Here is a 19,573-nt window from a genome sequence, read left to right as displayed (position 1 = left end):
CCTTTTCTGTGTCTCTGCTTGGGTTCTCCCAAAGAACAAAAAGTTATACTCCTTATTATGGCTGAATAAAAGAAATAAGGACTTGAGTTTTTATGATTATCACCGGCACGCACTTCAACTATCATCAGGTTTGTCGGAGAAAGCTATGGCTTTTCTCTGCAGGTATTACGATGGAGCATACATCTGATTTAGTGTACGAGGGGAAATTGATCCATGAGACAACGTACCAGCAACGACCGGAGCGATACCAAGAATTGGAGTTGGACGGCATCAAGATAGACTTTTACGATGCAAAAAACAGAGTGGTACACGAGGTCAAAAAGTCTAACAAAATATCGCCTGCCCACAGACTCCAACTACTCTATTACTTATATGTATTGGAGCGTAATGGGGTATTGGGAGCAACGGGGATATTGGAGTATCCGACTCTACGAAAAAAGGAAGAAGTGATTCTTTCTGACATAGATCGCGAACGGATCAGAGAGATCGAGCAGGAGATCCTACAGATTATCAGTCACGAGGATTGTCCTCCTGTTATCGACTCCGGGATCTGTAAAAACTGTAGCTATTACGAATTCTGCTTCTCGGGAGAAGAGCAATGAAAAAGACATATTATCTATTTAACCCCGGCGAATTGTCCCGAAAAGACAATACCATCCGCTTTGTCCCGATCCAAGAGGGAGAAAACGGACAGGAACAAGCAGGACAAGCCCGCTACATTCCCGTTGAAGGAATTAGCGATTTCTATGTGTTTGGCTCTTTGAGGGCCAATAGCAGCTTATACAATTTCCTTGGGAGCAATGACATCGCAGTCCATTTTTTCGATTATTACGAAAATTACACCGGTTCTTTTATGCCTCGCGACTTCTTGCTATCAGGAAAAATGCTCCTGGCACAGGCTTCGGCATATAAGAATAAGAAGAAACGATTGTTTCTGGCCAGAAAGTTTATTGAAGGTGCAGCCTCTAATATGCAGAAAAACTTAGCCTACTACAACAATCGGGGAAAAGATATGCAGCCGATGATGGAGCTAATCGACAAGTATTCATTGCGCCTGGAGGAAACGACAACGATAGAGGCTCTTATGGGTATCGAAGGTAATATCCGGCAAGCATACTATGATGCTTTCAACCTTATTATCGATCCTTTCGAAATGGGGGCGAGAAGCAAACAACCCCCTCAAAATGAGGTAAATGCACTCATCTCTTTCGGCAATATGATGTGCTACACCCTATGCCTGAAGGCAATCCATCAAAGCCAACTGAATCCCACGATCAGCTTCCTACATACGCCCGGGGAGAGGCGATACTCTCTATGCTTGGATATATCGGAAGTGTTTAAGCCCATATTGGTAGATCGCACAATCTTCAAAGTCATGAACAAGAGAATAATACAGGCCAAACACTTCGACAAGCAACTCAATAAATGTATCCTAAATCCATCGGGAAAGAAGCTTTTCGTACAAGCCTTCGAAGAAAGACTTTCTGAAACGATTCGACATCGCAAGCTCAATCGTTCCATCAGTTTCAAGCACCTGGTCAAGCTCGAATGCTACAAAATAGCCAAAGACATTCTTGGGATCGAAGAGTATCAACCCTTTAAGATGTATTGGTAATGTATATTATTTTAGTGTACGATATCGGGGAAAAGCGTGTTGGCAAAATGCTAAAACTGTGCAGAAAATATCTGAATTGGATTCAGAACTCTGTGTTCGAGGGGGAAATATCGGAAGTCAAGCTCTTAGAGCTGAAGAGTAGAGCAGCCAGAATTATGGAAAAAGAAGAAGATAGTCTGATCATATTTTCTTCCAGACAAGAACGTTGGTTGGAAAAAGAAATAATTGGCAAAGAGCGTTCTGCAACGGATATATTTCTATAATACAGCACGATACAGCTCCCGCTATCTATCTTTTGAAGCGTCGATTCGAGCAAATTCATCAAGCCTTTTGTTATGATTAACCTCCGGCGATCTTTGAAATGATTGATAATCAATAAAATATATCAGTCGTCACACCCCTTGGTTTTTCATAGAATCAGACATCGACAACTATGAATGTCTGAATTTTGGGTTTCACCTTCTCGTAAACTCCTCACATTCAAACAGAAAAGCCTATATTTGTAACGGATTTCAATTGCACCATACAGGAATTAAAACGTAGTATACGATCATGATATATTTGTACATCATGATTTCAATTGCACCATACAGGAATTAAAACAAGTTTACCATCAGTGTGCCATTATGTAATATTATATTTCAATTGCACCATACAGGAATTAAAACGAGCATAACCTTTCATTCTAAGACAATCAGCAACTTATTTCAATTGCACCATACAGGAATTAAAACTGACTTAATAAGTTTTACAATTTTTGAAAAAATATTATTTCAATTGCACCATACAGGAATTAAAACTCGACGATCTATTGTCGTATGATGTCGACACCATCATTTCAATTGCACCATACAGGAATTAAAACTCGACGATCTATTGTCGTATGATGTCGACACCATCATTTCAATTGCACCATACAGGAATTAAAACTACGAATCAGTGAGGAGTTCAAGAAAACAGGCGACATTTCAATTGCACCATACAGGAATTAAAACTTGTACGTTACGCGAGACATTTTGTCGGTTATTGTGAATTTCAATTGCACCATACAGGAATTAAAACATATCGACGCAACTATAATTGTTTCCGATCTCATATTATTTCAATTGCACCATACAGGAATTAAAACAGGCTGCACTCCAGCCTGCTTGAAAGTCGATACGAGATTTCAATTGCACCATACAGGAATTAAAACCCCTTAAAGCATCTTCAACATTATAATCAACCTGCATTTCAATTGCACCATACAGGAATTAAAACCCTCACTCATCAAAGAGCAGGAAGATCTGCTCGAGGATTTCAATTGCACCATACAGGAATTAAAACTACGCAATCGGTATCGCAGCCTTGGTGCTCGTATCATTTCAATTGCACCATACAGGAATTAAAACAAAAAGTTTGCCCTTTTTTATGCTCTGATGAAAATTATTTCAATTGCACCATACAGGAATTAAAACGTAGTCGCAGTATCTTAAGCTGCGACTGGAAGGAAATTTCAATTGCACCATACAGGAATTAAAACATCGGTCTATTCTTGTTGTGACCGGTTGGCCGCCCGATTTCAATTGCACCATACAGGAATTAAAACGCATCGCGACTATCGATGATGAACGCCGTATTCGTCATTTCAATTGCACCATACAGGAATTAAAACTTCAAATAAAATACTTTAAGAATATGATGCATATAAATTTCAATTGCACCATACAGGAATTAAAACAATGATTAATCGATAATTATTCGATGATTACTCAAAATTTCAATTGCACCATACAGGAATTAAAACACGGTGGAATAGTCGGTGGTATGAGTTACCACGGGGATTTCAATTGCACCATACAGGAATTAAAACTTCGCAAGTTCCTCGTCGCAATGAAAGATATTGAGATTTCAATTGCACCATACAGGAATTAAAACTATGCAACTGCTTCTTTATTTCAGAAAATCATTAATATTTCAATTGCACCATACAGGAATTAAAACAACAACAAGTCGTCTTCTTCTATATCATCATAGATTATTTCAATTGCACCATACAGGAATTAAAACTTCGCAAATTTCTCGTCGCAATGAAAGATATTGAGGATTTCAATTGCACCATACAGGAATTAAAACTTGCTATTTGCGTATCTCAAATGCAGACACCATAGTAATTTCAATTGCACCATACAGGAATTAAAACTAGTACAATTTCTTGAACTTTCTTGGACGCTTGAGCATTTCAATTGCACCATACAGGAATTAAAACTTCAGCGCGATATTTGATAACAACTATCTTTGAAGATATTTCAATTGCACCATACAGGAATTAAAACTTCAGCGCGATATTTGATAACAACTATCTTTGAAGAATTTCAATTGCACCATACAGGAATTAAAACTTAATTATAATGAGTATCTCGCTAAATCCATGAAGTATTTCAATTGCACCATACAGGAATTAAAACTTATTATTGTATATGTTTGCTGCAATAGCAAAAGGATTTCAATTGCACCATACAGGAATTAAAACAATAGAACTCGTATCCTCTCCTCATGAACATGGATTATTTCAATTGCACCATACAGAAATTAAAACTCAGCTGAGCGAGGTTAGCCTTGTCGGCCGCACTGCATTTCAATTGCACCATACAGGAATTAAAACAAATCCGCCGGAGAGGTCGGCTCCCCCTTGACTGTTATTTCAATTGCACCATACAGGAATTAAAACTCGAGGACGGAGCCTTCTTCTTTCCTGCGAAGATGCATTTCAATTGCACCATACAGGAATTAAAACCGCGGAGCTGGCAGAGCTGCGATACGTCGCAGACGAATTTCAATTGCACCATACAGGAATTAAAACTCGTGGATAGCAGTAAGAATATCCACCTGATGACGATTTCAATTGCACCATACAGGAATTAAAACTAACAATCTTGCGTGTAGATTATCTTCGGGCTTTCAATTTCAATTGCACCATACAGGAATTAAAACCATCATAGCCACGACGGCGCAGCTCTGTCACAACGGATTTCAATTGCACCATACAGGAATTAAAACTTCAAAGTAATTGAATACAACTTCAAAGTATTCTATTTCAATTGCACCATACAGGAATTAAAACATAATGTTTCGAACTACACTTTCACATACAGACTCTATTTCAATTGCACCATACAGGAATTAAAACGGAGGCAGGATACCGGCACCCTCTCCCTCCGCGAGCATTTCAATTGCACCATACAGGAATTAAAACGCTGCAGCAGGATGCCCTCGCTTGAGCGAATGAATAATTTCAATTGCACCATACAGGAATTAAAACGGCTCAGCGGCTCGAGATTAGATGGGTGAGGGGGCAATTTCAATTGCACCATACAGGAATTAAAACGACAAAAAGCGGGAGATTTGACGGAGCTGGTTCTGTATTTCAATTGCACCATACAGGAATTAAAACAGCAGCTGGAGCGCGCGCATCAGCAAGCCCTGGCAAATTTCAATTGCACCATACAGGAATTAAAACATCACCGTCTGACCTTGCAGCGTAATTATCAGTACATTTCAATTGCACCATACAGGAATTAAAACTTCTGCACAATCTCTGTCGTCTATCATTATGTAATCATTTCAATTGCACCATACAGGAATTAAAACGGCTCAACGGCTCGAGGTTAGATGGGTGAGGGGGCAATTTCAATTGCACCATACAGGAATTAAAACCAGGGCGTGGACGGCGAGGGCTATACGCAGATAGAATTTCAATTGCACCATACAGGAATTAAAACTAAAAGAAATAAGAGATGACAGAATTAACAGCAATATTTCAATTGCACCATACAGGAATTAAAACTTCGTAAATTTTTAGTAGCTATGAAAGATATTGAGAATTTCAATTGCACCATACAGGAATTAAAACAAGCATTCAAGATTAGCAAATAGTTTACCCTCTTCTATTTCAATTGCACCATACAGGAATTAAAACACGAAGAACAATTTAAGCATTCTTTTTCTCGTTATTTATTTCAATTGCACCATACAGGAATTAAAACGTAAGGAGTAATGCAACTGAGACAATCGCTACAACTAATTTCAATTGCACCATACAGGAATTAAAACTGCGGAAAATCTCGAACGCTATTTTATCGCCGTTTTATTTCAATTGCACCATACAGGAATTAAAACGCACTAAGCTGTGCCGGCTCGGCCTGTCTCGCGCTTATTTCAATTGCACCATACAGGAATTAAAACAAGAACACGAACATCATACTGTTCGTGCAAATTCTGATTTCAATTGCACCATACAGGAATTAAAACAAGGCCGTCCGTTTCGGCATCTAGGGTAATTTTTACTATTTCAATTGCACCATACAGGAATTAAAACTCGTTTCTTGCTTCTTGACAGATAATCATTGAGTTTGATTTCAATTGCACCATACAGGAATTAAAACCAAACTCAGGGCTGAGAAGTTCTTTTCTGTTTTCATAATTTCAATTGCACCATACAGGAATTAAAACCGCGGAGGACGGAGGCGGTGGCCTCGATGGCCGCGGATTTCAATTGCACCATACAGGAATTAAAACTCTCGATTTTCTTAATTCGAGAAGAAAGTTTATCTATTTCAATTGCACCATACAGGAATTAAAACACAGCTACTACGATAGTAGCAACTGTGCTAACTAATTTCAATTGCACCATACAGGAATTAAAACAAATTTTGCTCGCATATACTCTGCAAGATGGGGTATTTCAATTGCACCATACAGGAATTAAAACACTATGTCTTTTAGTAGATACAATAACTATATTTCCATTTCAATTGCACCATACAGGAATTAAAACCGACGCTTAGGTTCATGGTCTTCGCTTTCTCCAAGAAATTTCAATTGCACCATACAGGAATTAAAACTATCAACTATCTTACTAAATTTTCCAAATCATCCTTATTTCAATTGCACCATACAGGAATTAAAACACTCGATGGAGGAGCCTCAAGCGCTCATCACGCTGAATTTCAATTGCACCATACAGGAATTAAAACTTCGTAAAGCAGAGACCGCCGCGCTCCCACATGCGAATTTCAATTGCACCATACAGGAATTAAAACGCGTTTGCAGGAAAAATAAAATATCATGATTGAAAATATTTCAATTGCACCATACAGGAATTAAAACGCATTTCCGCTCTCACACGCTGCAGGGCCTGTCAATTTCAATTGCACCATACAGGAATTAAAACGGGCGAACTACAAGTGTACATGCCCCTTCCACGCGATTTCAATTGCACCATACAGGAATTAAAACTGCCTGTCCTCTACCGATAACCGTCTCTTTGTCATGATTTCAATTGCACCATACAGGAATTAAAACCTTAAACACGTTGGGGCTTTCTTCTACCCACTTCCAATTTCAATTGCACCATACAGGAATTAAAACAATCGATGAAAAAATAAACACTGATATGATTCCTCAATTTCAATTGCACCATACAGGAATTAAAACATGCATTCGGGGAGAAGTGGGGCAATACGCCTGCCCATTTCAATTGCACCATACAGGAATTAAAACTCAAGTATATTACACATATGACGGTGATTGTTGATAATTTCAATTGCACCATACAGGAATTAAAACTTAATAACTCAGACTTTATAGCAAAGTCGTACAATCATTTCAATTGCACCATACAGGAATTAAAACAATTTGTTTTTCAATAGCCATGTAATTTATTTACAATATTTCAATTGCACCATACAGGAATTAAAACAGCATGTATCCGTGGCGACAAACGTAAAGACCGAAAATTTCAATTGCACCATACAGGAATTAAAACATGATTTTTTTTCGTCGGCGGGGTGGCGTCAATAAAATTTCAATTGCACCATACAGGAATTAAAACTGAAGTGCTGCTATCTCAGCGAGCAAAGCAGCTTCCCATTTCAATTGCACCATACAGGAATTAAAACCAGGGCGTGGACGGCGAGGGCTATACGCAGATAGAATTTCAATTGCACCATACAGGAATTAAAACTAAAAGAAATAAGAGATGACAGAATTAACAGCAATATTTCAATTGCACCATACAGGAATTAAAACGCTCCCAGCAGTTTATTGCCTCTCACAACTCGCAGAATTTCAATTGCACCATACAGGAATTAAAACTCTATCTGTTTTTGCATGGCGTCAAGTCGAGCGGCTATTTCAATTGCACCATACAGGAATTAAAACGATTGAGGATGTCCTGCAGTCCTGCGATAGCACCTATTTCAATTGCACCATACAGGAATTAAAACAGCATGGTCTTCAGCTCGGTTACTTTTTCCTGAACGGATTTCAATTGCACCATACAGGAATTAAAACTACTGGCAAGGAGGGTCTCCGCGCCTCGATCGTTTAATTTCAATTGCACCATACAGGAATTAAAACTCGTGTACATCTATCAGATGGACGCGAGTTTTCTGAATTTCAATTGCACCATACAGGAATTAAAACCACGGGTGGTATCATCCGCATAGCTGATCTCCTCCGATTTCAATTGCACCATACAGGAATTAAAACCATCTACTAAACACTCATGGTATCGCTCCGTGACCAATTTCAATTGCACCATACAGGAATTAAAACTCTATCAAGTGGGTGGGCACAAGTCTGCAGGTAAATATTTCAATTGCACCATACAGGAATTAAAACTACGCTCGCGGTGCTTATCGCGCAGGCGTTCGTTCTTATTTCAATTGCACCATACAGGAATTAAAACCCGCTAACTTTTTAAGCGAAAGCTGTCCGGAATGCACATTTCAATTGCACCATACAGGAATTAAAACAACGACCGTGCGGAGCGGTCTACCGAGGCGGTTACGATTTCAATTGCACCATACAGGAATTAAAACTGCGCGCGGACTGGGTGGCAAAGAGATACTCCGCCTATTTCAATTGCACCATACAGGAATTAAAACCAAATACAGTGCACATTGTCGACAAAGTGAAGGAGATTTCAATTGCACCATACAGGAATTAAAACAGAAAACAAAAACGTCCCGATATTTTTTCGAGACGGATTTCAATTGCACCATACAGGAATTAAAACTTTCCATCTCGCAGAAAGTTCGTGACTTGATGCAATTTCAATTGCACCATACAGGAATTAAAACTGAACGCGCTTTTGAGCAAGCGCGAGATGAAGAAATATTTCAATTGCACCATACAGGAATTAAAACTAAAGAAGTTTTCGGTCAGGACGGCGGCACAATGGGTGATTTCAATTGCACCATACAGGAATTAAAACCATTGATGGCGTAATTGAATACGGCTCGAATGTTTCATTTCAATTGCACCATACAGGAATTAAAACTAGCAAGCCGATTCCTGAATCACATAGGGTTATAGCGAATTTCAATTGCACCATACAGGAATTAAAACTAAAGAAGTTTTCGGTCAGGACGGCGGCACAATGGGTGATTTCAATTGCACCATACAGGAATTAAAACCATTGATGGCGTAATTGAATACGGCTCGAATGTTTCATTTCAATTGCACCATACAGGAATTAAAACTAGCAAGCCGATTCCTGAATCACATAGGGTTATAGCGAATTTCAATTGCACCATACAGGAATTAAAACTAAAGAAGTTTTCGGTCAGGACGGCGGCACAATGGGTGATTTCAATTGCACCATACAGGAATTAAAACCATTGATGGCGTAATTGAATACGGCTCGAATGTTTCATTTCAATTGCACCATACAGGAATTAAAACTAGCAAGCCGATTCCTGAATCACATAGGGTTATAGCGAATTTCAATTGCACCATACAGGAATTAAAACAAAAAGAGCTTTTGAGATAGTAGATGATAAGAGTATTTCAATTGCACCATACAGGAATTAAAACTCTTTTTTATAAATATATCTATTTTTGTTATTTTCGATTTCAATTGCACCATACAGGAATTAAAACATTAAAAGAAGAAATTGAAATTGAAGAGCTATGGCTATTTCAATTGCACCATACAGGAATTAAAACATCTTTGTGACGACTTCGCTACTCAATAGATTCTCGATTTCAATTGCACCATACAGGAATTAAAACACTTCGTCTATCGCTCCTCCCTCCCCTCTTTCTCAGGATTTCAATTGCACCATACAGGAATTAAAACTTCGCCTCCGGCAGGGTCTCCACCTCGCGGCGCGGAATTTCAATTGCACCATACAGGAATTAAAACTCGTCAATGGCTATGTCATCCCCCTGCAGCTGGCACATTTCAATTGCACCATACAGGAATTAAAACTCGTCAATGGCTATGTCATCCCCCTGCAGCTGGCACATTTCAATTGCACCATACAGGAATTAAAACGAGGGTCTTCTGTTTGTTGTCTTTTTCATTTCGTTTATTTCAATTGCACCATACAGGAATTAAAACGATATATGGAGACCTTTGCACGGCGATTGGTGTGTATTTTGTTTGTTAATTCATTGTATAATAGGGAGTTGTTTTGTATATTTGAGTATTAAAAACAGCATAATATTCCTCCCATGGCATACCAATCCAAGAATACCGATGAGCATGTAACATTTGCAGACGCACTCCTTTCAAAGCGTTATCGCAAAGCACAAAACGACTTCCTCAATCAGGTTGACACGCTTATCGATTGGCGTCCGATCAGGACGCTGATCAACAAGAAATACACGAAGCGACAAAATGCCATCGGCGCCCCGGCTTATGACGTGATTCTCTTATTCAAGATGTTGCTTTTGGAGACATGGTACAACCTCAGTGATTGTGCTTTGGAGGAGCGCATCAATGATTCAATCACCTTTTCCCGATTCTTGGGGCTGAAGATGGAAGAGGTATCTCCCGACCACAGCACCATCAGTCGATTTCGTTCGGCACTGACAGAGTTGGGGCTCATGGACAAACTATTGGCGCAGTTTAACAAACAACTTTCCCGCCATCACATTTCGGTCAGGGAAGGGGTGCTTGTCGATGCAAGCCTTGTGAAGACGCCGCATAAACCCAACGGAAGCATTACGATTGAAGTCGCAGACGACAGAGAAGACAATCGGAGCGAGGAGGAAAAAGAGGCAGAGGAGGATTATCAAAAACAGGTTGTCCGTCAGCGTAAAGGGACGGATGAAGAAGCCCGTTGGGTGTACAAACAAAAGCGTTATCACTACGGATACAAAAAGCATTGTCTGACCAATGTTCAAGGCATTGTTCAAAAGGTGATAACGACAGCAGCGAACCGCAGTGACACGAAGGAGTTTATTCCGCTATTGCAGGGTGCAAACATACCTCAAGGCACAGCCGTCTTGGCGGACAAAGGATATGCTTGCGGGGAAAATCGTTCCTACCTGCAAGCCCATCACCTTCAAGACGGCATTATGCACAAGGCACAACGCAACAGGGCATTGACCGAGGAAGAGAAGCAACGAAACAAAGCAATCGGTCCGATACGGAGCACCATCGAACGCACCTTTGGCAGTATTCGCCGGTGGTTTCATGGCGGACGATGTCGATACCGGGGACTTGCCAAGACCCATACTCAAAACATTCTTGAAAGCATCGCCTTTAATTTAACGTGAGTTCGATATAAAGGAATGGCACAACACATTGGTTATTAGTGTGTTTTATTTTCCACACAGTGTTTTTCAGGCACTTATATTGCCTTCAGATGGCTTTTTATCTACATCTGAAGCCCAATGACTTAGAAGCCGCCCCTTCTTCCCGATCATTATGCAGCCGGAGAATCACAAAAGAGTATGATTTACAGCTACTTGTTTTATTTTTATGGTATGTTCGCTTAGATCGAACTGGCGTTAATTTATACAGAACCCCGGGGATAATTATGTCCTCATCCGTAGGATAAGGCATAACCACCCTTGAGGAGCTCGTGCAAGCAGCTCCTCAAAGGGGGGATTTACAACTACTTTCACTCCTTACTGTCACCCCTTTCACTCGCTCCTTTTATGCGAAGAACTATTCGTGCTGCTGAAGAACAACCGCCAGCAGTCGCTTTCACTCGCTCCTTTTATGCGAAGAACTCCTCTTTACTCCACCTCCTTATTTTGCAAAGGTCTCGAATAGGGGATATCTACAAGTAAAAAAATAGACTAAGGGCTGTGCCGAAAGGGAGAGTCCCTTGTGGTGCAGCCCTTGGTTTATCTTAATCTATAGCTGAAAATGCAGATCAGACACCGAGGTCGTGGAGGATGGTAGCAATCTTTTCTTCTGCTACTATATAGGCCCGATCTAATTCCTGCTCATTAGCGACCGAGAAATGAACTCCGATGTAAAACTTGATTTTCGGTTCAGTACCTGACGGACGGATGGAAACCTTGGTGCCATCCTCGGTCTTGTACTGAAGAACATTGCTCGTTGTAGGCATATCGAGTGAAAACTTCTCTCCTCTTGTGAAATCTTTTCCTTCGAGAGAAGCATAGTCCAATATTTCCTGCACGGGCGAACCTCCGAGCTCTACAGGTGCATACTCACGATAATTTCTCATCATGGCTTCTATCTCTTCTGCTCCGGATTTGCCTTTACGCACCACACTAAGTCCCTTTTCGTAGTAAAGACCGTATTCCAAATAGATGCTGCGGATGAGTCGATAGACACTCATGCCTCGATCCAAAGCCCAAGCTGCCATTTCACAGAAGAGTGCACAAGCAGATACCGAACTCTTGTCTCGAATAAAGTCTTCCCACAAAAATCCATAACTCTCCTCTCCACCTCCTATGTAGCGGCGACGACCTTCATTCTCTCTTATAACGGCTGCTATCCATTTGAAACCGGTGTAGCAATCGAACATGCTCACATGCTCTTTCTTCGCTATATCGCGGATCAATTCCGTAGTTACAATCGTCTTGACGATATAATCATCAGGATGCAAATCGCCCAATTCCTTGCGACGCATGATGGAATAATAGATAAGCAGCGAACAAATCTCGTTGCCATTGATGAGCACTATCCTACCCTCATTATTGCGCACAGCAACTCCTATTCTATCTGCATCGGGGTCGCTGGCCAAAACCAAATCGGCACCCGTTTCTTCCGCTTTGGCTATAGCCAAAGCGAGAGCTGCAGGCTCTTCGGGATTGGGAGAATGTACCGTAGGGAAGTCTCCGCTTACAACATCCTGTTCGGGCACGTGAATGATATTAGCAAAGCCATATTCACGTAAGGCACGGGGTACCACCGTACTTCCGGTACCGTGGATAGGCGTGTATACGATCTTTATATCCCGATGACGAGCAATGCTTTCGGGAGAAAGACTCAGTGCCTTGACTTCAGCAATGAAAGCCGAATCGATATTCTCACCTATCATCCGAATCAGCTCAGGCTTGGCTTCGAATTTGATCTCATCAACGGAGCGAATTCTATTGACCTCGGCAATGATATTACGATCGTGTGGAGCTATAATCTGTGCCCCGTCTTCCCAATAAGCCTTATAGCCGTTGTATTCCTTAGGATTGTGCGAAGCTGTAATCATTACACCGCTCTTACATCCCAGATGACGAATGGCGTAAGATATTTCCGGTGTAGGACGAAGTTCCTCAAACAGATAAACCCCGATGCCGTTGGCCGAGAATACAGCCGCTGCCGTATCGGCAAAAAAACGGCTATTGTTCCGACAGTCGTAGCCGATAACGACACTGATATCCGAAGAACCGGCAAACTCGCGCAAGAGATAGTTGGAGAGTCCTTGAGTAGCTGCGCCTACCGTATAGCGGTTCATACGATTGGTTCCAGCTCCCATGATGCCGCGAAGTCCGCCTGTACCAAACTCCAAATCTCGGTAGAATGCATCCACGAGTTCGGTCGTATCTGCATTGTCCAGCATAGCCTGAACGGCTTTTCGAGTGGAGTCGTCGTATTCTGTTCCGAGCCAAATTCGGGCTTTGGCACGTACTTGATCCAATAGTTTGTCTGTTCCCATAAGTATTTTGTGTTTCTGCAATACGCACAAAGATAAGTTTTCCGCACCGTTTCCCAGTTAGAAATAAAACAGTTAATCGAACAAAGTCGAAAGAATGTCGGGCGTCTTTAACAGAGGGAAAGGCGGAAGGTGAAAGCGATAGTAATCCACCAGATAATCCAAAACCTGTCTTCGCTCGGCTCTCGAAAGTCGAAAAGCTTTCATATTATCGAATGTAATACGTCTAAATAGCTGTAAATAAGTCGATTGATGTGGCGGAATTCCCCTTCCATGAGCAGGAGCATTCGGTACGAAGCGACCATCAGCAGGATCGAACCAACGCGGAATAACACTTCCTCCGAACTGTAAATCGGGTATCAACCCCAATGGAACAAGCAAACGAAAAAGAAAAGCCAGATGAAAATTAGCCATCGGCCCGTCCATTTCTTCCAACTTATCTATGGAAAAAGCCACAAAATCATACAGATTCGTATCGGCTTCCGGCAGTCGTAAGATCAGATAAAGAAATTCTGCTAGAAAGAGTGCTATACTATTCCTTACCGGATCAGACTGAATACGGCCATGCAAACTGCATAGTTTGGCTTCTTTGATAAAGTGCAAATCGCGGTGCTGCTTGTGTTCGGCCGTAATCTCCAGTTCGTTCAGAGGAGAAATAAGCAAACGCAAGCTACCGCCACTTTTCCCTCGCTTGGATGAACGTGGTATCAGATAGGACACTCTGCCACTCTCTCTACTGAAAAGATGGGCTATACTATAACTATCGTTATAAGCCGTATTGTGGAGAACTATTGCTCTGCTGACTATAATCATGACTAACCGAAGATCGATACAAATATCGTCTATTCAGTCGTCTGAAACAATCGTTTTCCACATAGACTGTCGATAAACCTGTTGAAAATTCGCTGATAAAAACTTGTTTATTCTCTTGCCCGATCCGAAAGAATCTTCATATAAAATTATTCTTTTGCAAAGACAAAAAAGTTAGCAGCAAATTCTCATCAACTTTTGCCAAGGATTATTCACAGCTCGGCACAAAAACAAACAGACCGAATCGACCGTAGAAACAAAAGTTTTCCACATTCCGATGGAAACTCATTGGCTATCAGCATTCAACGAAGTGGATAACCTGTTAGTAAGCTATCAGTATCTATTCCAAATCTGTTAATCCCCTACCCTATTCACCAAGCAGTTACAAGCCTTATCAACAGTTTCAACCGACCTCCTTCTTCCTATATATTTTTTCTTTTCAAAAAGGAATATATAATAAAAAGAAAATCGGTTGCCCACCTGTTGAAAGGTGAAGCAACCGATCGCGTCACAGATATAGAAAAGTAGCTATGAATCTTATTTGATCAGTAGCCGAATTATCGGTTGTGGGATCAGAAATTAATCTTTGTACCGACGAAAATCCTTCTGGGCTGCATAGGACCGTATACGTAAGTAGAAGCTCTACCCGGTCCCTTGTCCGTGTCTTTCTGATAGCTGTTGAATATGTTCTGTATTCCGGCATTCAATTCCAAGGTCATAGTGGAAGCAAGGTGGAAGTCGTGGCTCAGCTTGAGGTCTATATCGGCGAAGGCCGGAGTCTTGACGAGCTTGGCATGACCTTCGGCCAAACCTTTGAATTGCTGACCATTCATTTCAAAGTCGAACGATCCGTCCGGAGCTATGTGTTCTGCGGGAATATCGCCTTCATAGGCTTCGTGTACGACATCCATTTTGCCCGTGAATGTACCGGAGAGATTGATGGCGAAGTGCTCGGTAGGACGTACCGTAGCAACGAAATAGCCGTACAGATTCGGAGTACGTACATAGTCTTTCACAGAGATCTCGGCTTGTCCCGTTGTTTTGTCCGCTTCTACTGCAGTATAGATGCTGCCGTAGCGGCTTCTCTGCCATGTACCGCCGAGCTGGAGGTCGAACGATTTGTTGTAGGCGATTCTTCCCTCCAGATTCACACCATATACCTTCGATACTCCATCCTTGTCGTTGTAGATGGTACGAATGATCCATTCTTTGCCATCGCTCGTGGTTTCGACCTTATCGGATGGTTTGAATTGATTGCTGATAAAGGTGGAGAAGGCTTCTCCCATGATATTGAATTGCCATTCGTCGGCTCTGTGGTAATAATCGAAAGAAGCACTGATGCTTCGTGAACGTTCTTCTTTCAGATTGGGGGAAAGGACACGGCTGATAGGAGTACCACCGGCCAACTCTACGTGCAGATCTTCATCGAAATACTGAGGAGCGCGGAATCCTTCGCTGTATGAGAGTCGGAAGCTGAGATTCTTATTGGGATTGTATCGTACGTTGGCTCTGGGACTGAAAATGAAGAGCGGATCGATATAGCGTTTGCCATCCTGATTGAGGAGAACATAGTCGATACGTGCTCCGATAAGGGCACTCAATTTCTCCGTCTTATATTCGAGCTGGTCGTACTGACTAAAAGTAGAGGTATTCTGATCTATTTTGCTCGGTCTGTAGCCGCTTCTGTCATCGAGTTGGCCGTAGATATATTCGAGTCCGCCGGTGAAGTCCCAGTTTTCTCCGAAGGTATGACGATACATACCTCCTCCTTGCAAATCGAATCCCTTGGTAGTCCCGTAGGAAGTAAGAGCCGTGAAAGCATCGTTGTATTCGTCCGATTCGGTGCTTCCACTCTGAACTGCTCCGTTCAGCAGATTTTCGGTATAGTCGCCACCCCCGTAGTAGCTACGACGCTGAACGTCCTGTGCCGAAGCATACAGACTGAAGAAATCCTTGCCACCGCTGAAGCCCTGATCGAATTTGAAACTTCCGCCATTGATATAGTGCTGGAGATATTCCGCTATCTGGGCTTCGAAAGGAGGATTGTCCAGTCTGTCGCCACCACGACGGTACTCCTGCATGCTGTGATATTCGAGGGTTGCTTTGCTGTAGAGACCGGTCTTATAGTATGAGCGGAAACCGAGCGAGCGGTTGCGCAGATTGGGTAGTTCGGTAAAGCTGTCGCCGTCTATATCCTGTCCGGGACGGTAGTTGTGTTGGCCGAATACCATGACACCGGCTTTGCGGTCTTCCGTCAGCATAGAACCGTTGAACTGGGTCGTATTTTGGAAGCTCCCCCACCCTTTCGCGTGGTCGAAGGTCATCGTAGAATGGCTGATCTCGGCCGAATTGCGAAGCGGTTCTTTCGTAATTACGTTGATAACGCCTCCCACAGCATTAGAGCCGAACAGAGCCGAACCTCCACCGCGAATTACTTCTACACGTTCGATCATATTGGCAGGCATCTGCTCCAAGCCATAGACACCGGCAAGCGAACTGAAGATGGGATGGCTGTCGATAAGAATTTGCGAATAGGCTCCTTCGAGTCCATTGATACGAACTTGGTTGAAACCGCAGTTCTGACAGTTGTCCTCCACGCGCAGACCGGGCTGGAACTTAAGTCCCTGACTCAGGTTGGTAGAGTTGGTTTTGAGGAAAAGTTCCGGCGACAGTACCGTTACCAACGAGGGTGCTTGACGGCGGAAAGTCTCGTTTCTATTGGCAGATACCACTACCCCATCGAGAGAGAGAATCTCTTCGGTCAGATAGAGGTCTACGTGGCGGGAACCACCCTTTTCTATATGTACTTTTTCTTCGCAAGTGGAGTAACCCATGAGTCGGGCTACGATAGTTTGATTACCCGAAGGGATTCCCTTGATCGAGTAGTTTCCGTTTGCATCCGTGGAAGTTCCGAGAGTGGTTCCTTTGACGAATACTTGTACGTATGCGATAGGTTCTTTTGAGCTTTTGTCCACTACGGTACCTGTAACGGATCCGCCCGATTGCTGAGCCGATGCGCTCGTTCCTAAGAATAGGAAAGCAATGATGAAGCTGATAATGTTTAGTTGTTTCATTTTATTTTTTGGTTTGATTGGCTTGATATGGATATAGTCTTTTTTATTGTCTGTTCGGTATCCTTATTCCGATCCTTTTCAGTCGGTTTTTGAGATTAGGAGTGTGGAATACACTCCCTATCCTACGAAAGATCGGTATTAAGAAGGATGAAAATCCTTGCATCACGGCTACGGATGCACATTCCATCCCCTTGATAAATCAGCCATAGAAAGGCAGATCTACAAGTGCCGATGCAATAGATGTCACTGTAAGCGCGCGCAATACCATCCGAATGAATGGATCGTCCGAAATAAGGTAAGAATGGATCAGGCTACGGGAGGAGCCCTGAGATGATTGGAAGGAGTTAGCTCCGAAATTAGAGCAATAAGATTATCGCAAAAGAAAGGAACGACGCCGACAACCCTCACAGGTTCTTTCAAGTCTATGGCCGGCGTATCCAAATAAGTCGTGAATATGGCCGAAAGCTGATTGTACAGAATCAATTCCGAATCCGAATGCGGATTGTCCTGCGGATTGCTTTCGTTGTCGCCCCACTGTACGTGGGAGTGGACGATGATCACGCCATTGATGATATGGACGTGAGTGAAAGATATGACCAAGCCGGCATATACTGCGAAGAGTATAGGCAGAAAATAGCGTACGGTTTGGTTCAATCTTTCTTTCATTTGAAGTCAAAATTACGCGTTTCGTCAGACATAATGTACTGACAAATCGGTTGTTCGGTGCAAATTACCTACAGATGAGGATTCTACACCATGGTTAGATGCATAATTCGGCACAAGTATGTTAAAAAAATACCTTACTTAAGAGGACTCAAAAAGTCACGCGTAAAATACTTTTTTCCGGCGCCGGAAAGGAAAAATTTTCGAACCAAAATGAAAACTTTGTGGCGTGAGATTTTTCAGATTCTCGTTCCATTATTTCTGAGATTGCGGTTCGCTTTTTCTGCAAGAACGGCCGAGGTCGGATTATGCTCTGCTCTATATTAAAAAACGAAAAGGCTGTTCTGTTCACTTCAGATATAATATTCTTTGCCCAAGTGAAGGAAACGTTGCTAAAAAGGCATAGCGATCAGTGATGACAGGCGGTCAAAAATGAAAAGGAATTTTTTCCAAGTGGCGATACAAAATACCTACTTTTGTACCTGAATTACTCCGTGAAAATACCCGATTCATGAATACGGACAACCCAAAATCACATATTTCCCGAATAGCGTATCCTGCCATAATAGTGTTCTTGATCCTTACGCTTTTAGGCAGTTTAGTAGAGAGATTTCATCCTTTCACTTCCTGGCTTACACCTCCTGTGGCCCTGTTGATGGGCTTGGCCTATGCCCTTATCTTCGGTTCCACGCACCGGCGGGCGAACAAATTGGGCTCGAAAGTGCTATTGCAATACTCTGTAGTCGGACTCGGTTTCGGTATGAATCTGGGCGAGTCGTTGGCATCCGGTCGCGATGGTATGATGTTTACGATAATTTCCGTGTTCGGCACTCTTCTGTTGGGGTGGTTCATCGGACGGAAAATCCTGCAGATGAATCGCAATACTTCCGCTCTCATCGGTGCCGGAACGGCTATCTGCGGCGGTAGTGCCATTGCGGCAGTGGGTCCCATATTGAAAGCAGAAGAGCATGAAATGTCTGTGGCGTTAGGTACCGTCTTCCTGCTCAATGCCGTTGCGCTCTTCATCTTTCCGTCGATAGGCCACTGGCTTGCTCTGGATCAGCAGCAGTTCGGTACTTGGGCAGCCATCGCCATCCACGATACGAGTTCGGTGGTAGGTGCCGGATCGGCTTATGGAGAAGAAGCACTCAGGGTGGCTACAACCATCAAACTGACAAGGGCCTTGTGGATCGTACCCCTTACTCTGGTATTCTCTTTTGTCTATAAAACGAAGGGAGCCAAACGCTTTCCCGTACCTCTGTTCATCCTCTTTTTTATCGGGGCTATCATCCTGAATACCTATCTGCTGGAGGCATATTTCCCTGAGGTCGGGCGTTTTGTTGCTTCCTTGGCCCGAAAAGGCCTTACCCTGTCCCTCTTTTTTATCGGAGCATCGCTGACCAAGGAAGTGATTGCGAGCGTGGGTGTTCGTGCTCTGCTGCAGGGATTGTTCCTGTGGATACTGATCAGTGTCGGCTCTCTTGCTTTCATTTTGCTGATCTGAGAGG

At 42.5% G+C, this 19,573-nt stretch carries 9 protein-coding genes, 1 pseudogene and 1 CRISPR repeat array; of the genes and pseudogenes, 6 read left to right on the top strand and 4 right to left on the bottom strand.

Annotation, left to right across the window (positions count from 1 at the left end; all coding sequences use genetic code 11):
* The first annotated feature begins 92 nt into the window (after positions 1 to 92).
* The 5 genes and pseudogenes from cas4 to PGN_RS12490 form a co-directional block, all read left to right on the top strand.
* Positions 93 to 602 carry a CRISPR-associated protein Cas4 gene (cas4, locus tag PGN_RS09275; RefSeq protein WP_012458644.1) on the top strand — a complete coding sequence of 170 codons (510 nt, stop codon included), beginning with the start codon at positions 93 to 95 and terminating at the stop codon, positions 600 to 602.
* Entirely contained in the window at positions 599 to 1,615 is a 1,017-nt protein-coding gene (gene cas1b / locus PGN_RS09270) for a type I-B CRISPR-associated endonuclease Cas1b (RefSeq protein WP_012458643.1), read from the top strand. Before cas4 ends, cas1b begins: the two co-directional genes overlap by 4 nt.
* Positions 1,615 to 1,878 carry a CRISPR-associated endonuclease Cas2 gene (gene cas2 / locus PGN_RS09265; protein ID WP_012458642.1) on the top strand — a complete coding sequence of 88 codons (264 nt, stop codon included), beginning with the start codon at positions 1,615 to 1,617 and terminating at the stop codon, positions 1,876 to 1,878. Before cas1b ends, cas2 begins: the two co-directional genes overlap by 1 nt.
* A 246-nt stretch (positions 1,879 to 2,124) precedes the next feature.
* Positions 2,125 to 10,004: a CRISPR direct-repeat array (repeat unit 30 nt; unit sequence ATTTCAATTGCACCATACAGGAATTAAAAC).
* A 113-nt stretch (positions 10,005 to 10,117) separates the two neighbouring features.
* Positions 10,118 to 11,167: an IS5 family transposase gene (locus tag PGN_RS09260; protein ID WP_012458641.1), complete on the top strand. Its 1,050-nt coding sequence runs from the start codon at positions 10,118 to 10,120 to the stop codon at positions 11,165 to 11,167.
* Positions 11,168 to 11,475: 308 nt separating this feature from the next.
* Positions 11,476 to 11,563, top strand: a pseudogene (locus tag PGN_RS12490) (DNA methylase); the annotation flags it as partial.
* Between the two features lie 209 nt (positions 11,564 to 11,772).
* On the opposite strand, the gene PGN_RS09255 reads toward PGN_RS12490, so the two are convergent.
* The 4 genes from PGN_RS09255 to PGN_RS09240 form a co-directional block, all read right to left on the bottom strand.
* Positions 11,773 to 13,521: a phospho-sugar mutase gene (locus PGN_RS09255; RefSeq protein WP_012458639.1), complete on the bottom strand. Its 1,749-nt coding sequence runs from the start codon at positions 13,519 to 13,521 to the stop codon at positions 11,773 to 11,775.
* 72 nt (positions 13,522 to 13,593) lie between these two features.
* Entirely contained in the window at positions 13,594 to 14,331 is a 738-nt protein-coding gene (locus PGN_RS09250; protein ID WP_012458638.1) for a DNA repair protein RecO, read from the bottom strand.
* Positions 14,332 to 14,900: 569 nt separating this feature from the next.
* Positions 14,901 to 17,402, bottom strand: a complete 2,502-nt coding sequence (locus PGN_RS09245) for a TonB-dependent receptor (RefSeq protein WP_012458637.1) — start codon at positions 17,400 to 17,402, stop codon at positions 14,901 to 14,903.
* 306 nt (positions 17,403 to 17,708) lie between these two features.
* On the bottom strand, positions 17,709 to 18,068 hold the full coding sequence (locus PGN_RS09240) for a hypothetical protein (RefSeq protein ID WP_012458635.1): 360 nt from the start codon (positions 18,066 to 18,068) through the stop codon (positions 17,709 to 17,711).
* A gap of 508 nt (positions 18,069 to 18,576) precedes the next feature.
* Between PGN_RS09240 and PGN_RS09235 the strand changes: the two genes are divergently transcribed.
* Positions 18,577 to 19,569, top strand: a complete 993-nt coding sequence (locus PGN_RS09235; RefSeq protein WP_012458633.1) for a YeiH family protein — start codon at positions 18,577 to 18,579, stop codon at positions 19,567 to 19,569.
* Positions 19,570 to 19,573 lie beyond the last annotated feature (4 nt).

This window comes from Porphyromonas gingivalis ATCC 33277 (genome assembly GCF_000010505.1).
Lineage (GTDB): Bacteria > Bacteroidota > Bacteroidia > Bacteroidales > Porphyromonadaceae > Porphyromonas > Porphyromonas gingivalis.
Note: the sequence above shows the minus strand (reverse complement) of the source record. Positions and strands in the feature narration are given on the sequence as shown.

Coding starts and splice junctions, on each gene's coding strand:
- cas4 (WP_012458644.1), top strand. CDS start 93: ATGATTATCACCGGCACGCACTTCAACTATCATCAGGTTTGTCGGAGA.
- PGN_RS09260 (WP_012458641.1), top strand. CDS start 10,118: ATGGCATACCAATCCAAGAATACCGATGAGCATGTAACATTTGCAGAC.
- cas1b (WP_012458643.1), top strand. CDS start 599: ATGAAAAAGACATATTATCTATTTAACCCCGGCGAATTGTCCCGAAAA.
- cas2 (WP_012458642.1), top strand. CDS start 1,615: ATGTATATTATTTTAGTGTACGATATCGGGGAAAAGCGTGTTGGCAAA.
- PGN_RS09245 (WP_012458637.1), bottom strand. CDS start 17,402: ATGAAACAACTAAACATTATCAGCTTCATCATTGCTTTCCTATTCTTA.
- PGN_RS09240 (WP_012458635.1), bottom strand. CDS start 18,068: ATGAAAGAAAGATTGAACCAAACCGTACGCTATTTTCTGCCTATACTC.
- PGN_RS09255 (WP_012458639.1), bottom strand. CDS start 13,521: ATGGGAACAGACAAACTATTGGATCAAGTACGTGCCAAAGCCCGAATT.
- PGN_RS09250 (WP_012458638.1), bottom strand. CDS start 14,331: ATGATTATAGTCAGCAGAGCAATAGTTCTCCACAATACGGCTTATAAC.
- PGN_RS09235 (WP_012458633.1), top strand. CDS start 18,577: ATGAATACGGACAACCCAAAATCACATATTTCCCGAATAGCGTATCCT.